This is a genomic window from Synechococcus sp. R55.8 (assembly GCF_047461895.1).
Classification (GTDB): Bacteria; Cyanobacteriota; Cyanobacteriia; order Thermostichales; family Thermostichaceae; genus Thermostichus.
The window spans coordinates 5010-8276 of sequence record NZ_JANSIB010000117.1 but is presented as its reverse complement, the minus strand read 5'-3'; the positions used below and the strand labels follow the sequence as shown (position 1 = coordinate 8276).

Annotated in this window: 3 protein-coding genes; 1 reads left to right on the top strand and 2 read right to left on the bottom strand. The window is 61.4% G+C overall.

The window, feature by feature from the left end; genetic code table 11:
• Positions 1–156 precede the first annotated feature (156 nt).
• Both NW829_RS10965 and NW829_RS10960 read right to left on the bottom strand, forming a co-directional pair.
• A complete protein-coding gene (locus NW829_RS10965; RefSeq protein ID WP_414417078.1) occupies positions 157–1011 on the bottom strand; it encodes a M28 family peptidase in 855 nt (284 codons plus the stop codon).
• Positions 1011–1790, bottom strand: a complete 780-nt coding sequence (locus NW829_RS10960) for an HAD family hydrolase (RefSeq protein ID WP_414417077.1) — start codon at positions 1788–1790, stop codon at positions 1011–1013. Before NW829_RS10960 ends, NW829_RS10965 begins: the two co-directional genes overlap by 1 nt.
• Positions 1791–1909: 119 nt before the next feature.
• Here NW829_RS10960 and lpdA point away from each other — a divergent pair.
• Positions 1910–3267, top strand: a 1358-nt coding sequence (gene lpdA, locus NW829_RS10955; protein ID WP_414417079.1) for a dihydrolipoyl dehydrogenase, incomplete at its 3' end; no start/stop codon positions are given.

Sequence of the window (3267 nt, the reverse complement as noted above, 5' to 3'; positions counted from 1 at the left end):
CTCCCGACACTGACCCTACGGGTACAGTGCGGGGCTCCTGCGATTTCTAGCTGAGGATGCCAACTCTACCCTTACCCCCAGCCTCCTTCCAGAGAGAGGGGAGTTAGGACTTAACGCACGCTACTTGTTGTTGAACGACTGTGGTGTTTGGAAGAGCTACAGCGAGCGGATCCCGGCCATCAAGCCCTGGCAGACCCCCGTCAGGAAGTCTTGATCTAGGGTTTCGAGGGTGTCGCTTGGCTTGTGGTAGTGAGGGTTGCGCAAGAAGGCGGTGTCGGTAACCATAACGGCGGCGTAGCCCGCATCCCAAAAGGGGGAGTGGTCGCTCAGGTGAGTGGCAGGCAGGATTAGGCCCCGCTGCCCGGCCAACAACCAACAGCAAGGGATCCCCACTTTTTGAAAATCACGCTGCAGCTTGAGCAGATCCCCCCAGGTGGGCCAGTTGCCGATGAGACCGATGTAATCTCCCCGGTTGGGGTAGAGCTTCTCAAGGCCAGCGGGGTAGCGTTGGGATCCGGGGGCGGGATCCCGGTAGCCCAGCATTTCCAAAGACAGCATCAGCCGTAGGGATTGCCTCTGACGTTGAAGAAACTGGGCGTAAGCCCCACTGCCCACCATTCCCCGCTCCTCCAGGTCAAAAGCCACCAGCCACAGGGGGGAAGGGGCAGGGTTGGCGGCAAAATGGCGGGCCAATTCCAGCAACACCGCTATGCCGCTGGCGTTGTCGTCTGCTCCAGGGGTTGCCGGGGCAGCGTCAAAGTGGGCTCCGATGAGGATGGGTTGGCGGCCAGAACGGGATCCCGGCAATTTCAAGATCCAGTTGCGGTGCAGGCGGCCACCGGCCTCAAAGGGGAAGGACTCCAGGGATCCCCACTTAGAAAGCTGCTCTTGGATGTAGCGCTCCACCTGCTGATGGCCCAAGGGCGACCAGTCGGGATCCCGGGGCTGGGCCACTTGCTGCAGATGAGCCTCTAGGCGCTGCCGCAGGTCTGGGAGCTCTGCTGCTGACATCAGTTTCCCACCTCAGAGGGAATGGCTTGGGCATGGACTTGGCAGGCCAACTCCAGGGTGAAGTAGCGGTGGGATCCCACCGTTCCCGCCAACACCCGAAAGGGATTCTCAGGATCCCCTAGGTGATCCAACACCAAAGCTGCCCCGGAAAAATCCTGATCCCGGGTATAGTCGTTTACCGTCACCACAGTGGGAATACCGGCCTGCTGGGCCGAGCGCAGCCCATTCTCCGAGTCTTCAAAGGCCAGGCAGGCCTGGGGGGGCAGCCCCATCTGTTCCAGGGTGTAGAAGTAGATGTCGGGGGCGGGCTTTTTGGCGGGGACAATATCGCCGGCAGCGATCACTTCAAACCAGCTTAGGCTCTCCGGCAGCGCGTGCTCCAAAAGGGCTGTTACATTTTCCGGCGTGGTGGTGGTGGCAATGGCCAAGCGGATCCCAGCAGCTCTGGCCTCCTGCAGGAGGCGCTTCACCCCTGGGCGGAGTGGGATCCCCCCTTGGGCCAATAGGGCAGTGTAGTGGCGGGTTTTGGCCTGGTGCAGCCGGGCAATGAGGGCATTTAAATCTTCACCAGGGGGTAGCGGCGGCTGGCAGGTTGCAACGAAATGGCGAATGCGCTCTTTACCTCCCGTAATGGCCAAGAGCTGGCCGTACAGCTCCACCGACCAGTGCCAGTCCAGCCCTGCCTCGGCAAAGGCAGCGTTAAAGGCCACGCGATGACCATCCCGCTCCGTGTCCGCCAGCGTGCCGTCCACATCGAAAATCAAAGCTTGGAGTGTCATGTGTACCCCCACCCGCCTACAAGCGACTCTATGCTACTGCATGGCTTGGGTGCCCCTAGCCAGGTTTCTGGGAAGGCCAACAAGGTGAGAAAATGAGGCACCGGTTATCCAATCTCGCCATGAGCTTCGATTTTGACTTGATCATCATCGGTGCCGGCGTCGGCGGTCACGGCGCTGCTTTGCATGCGGTCGAATCCGGCCTGAAAACCGCCATCGTCGAAGGTGCAGAAATGGGCGGCACCTGCATCAACCGCGGCTGCATCCCCTCCAAGGCTCTGCTGGCCGCCTCAGGACGCCTGCGGGAACTGCAACATAGCTCTGGGCTGGGCATCCAAGTGGGATCCCTTCAGGTGAACCGAGAGGCTATTGCCAATCATGCCGCCCAGGTGGTGGAGAAAATCCGCGCCGACATGACCCGCTCCCTGGAGAGGCTGGGGGTAACAATCCTGAGAGGGCGGGGCAAGTTGGTGGCACCCCAGCAGGTGGAAGTCCAGGAAGAGAAGGGATCCTATACCTACACGGCGCAGGATGTTATTCTTGCTACGGGCTCCCGCCCCTTTGTGCCCCCCGGCATCGAGGTGGATGGCCGGACGGTGTTCACCAGCGACGAGGCGGTGCGGCTGGAGTGGATCCCGGAGCGGCTGGCCATTATCGGCAGCGGCTACATCGGCCAGGAGTTTGCCGACATCTACACTGCCTTGGGATCCCAGGTCATCCTCATCGAAGCCCTGGAGACCCTGATGCCGGCCTTTGACCCCGATATTGCCCGCCTGGCCCAGCGGGTGCTGATTAAGCCCAGGCAAATCCAGACCTACGTGGGGATCACGGCCAAGCAGGTGATCCCTGGCCAGCCAGTAACGATTCACCTCTCCAACGGGGAGACGCTGCAAGTAGATGGCTGCCTGGTGGCTGCCGGTCGGATCCCGGTCTCAGAGGGGCTGGGCTTGGCCGAGTTGGGCATCGACACCGGCAAACGGGGGTTCATCCCCGTCGATAGCCGCATGGCCACCGATTTGCCTCACCTCTGGGCCATTGGGGATGTGACAGGCAAAATGATGTTGGCTCACGCGGCGGCAGCTCAGGGGAGAGTGGCCGTGGAAAACATCTGTGGCCGTACTGCCTACATGGACTACCTCAGCATCCCGGCCGCGGTGTTCACCCACCCGGAAATGGGTTTTGTGGGGCTGACCGAACCTCAGGCCAAGGAGGAAGGCTACAGCGTGGGCACGGTGCGCACCTACTTTGGCGGCAACTCCAAGGCTATTGCTTCGGGAGAGACGGAGGGCATGGTCAAGCTGGTCTTCGACAAGAGTACCGGCCTATTGCTGGGATCCCACATCTTGGGGGCACATGCAGCGGATTTGATCCACGAGGCGGCTCAGGCCATTGCTCGCCGGGCCACGGTGCGAGAACTGGCCGGCTTGGTGCACGTTCACCCCACCTTGGCAGAGACGCTGGAGGAAGCCTACAAGCGGGC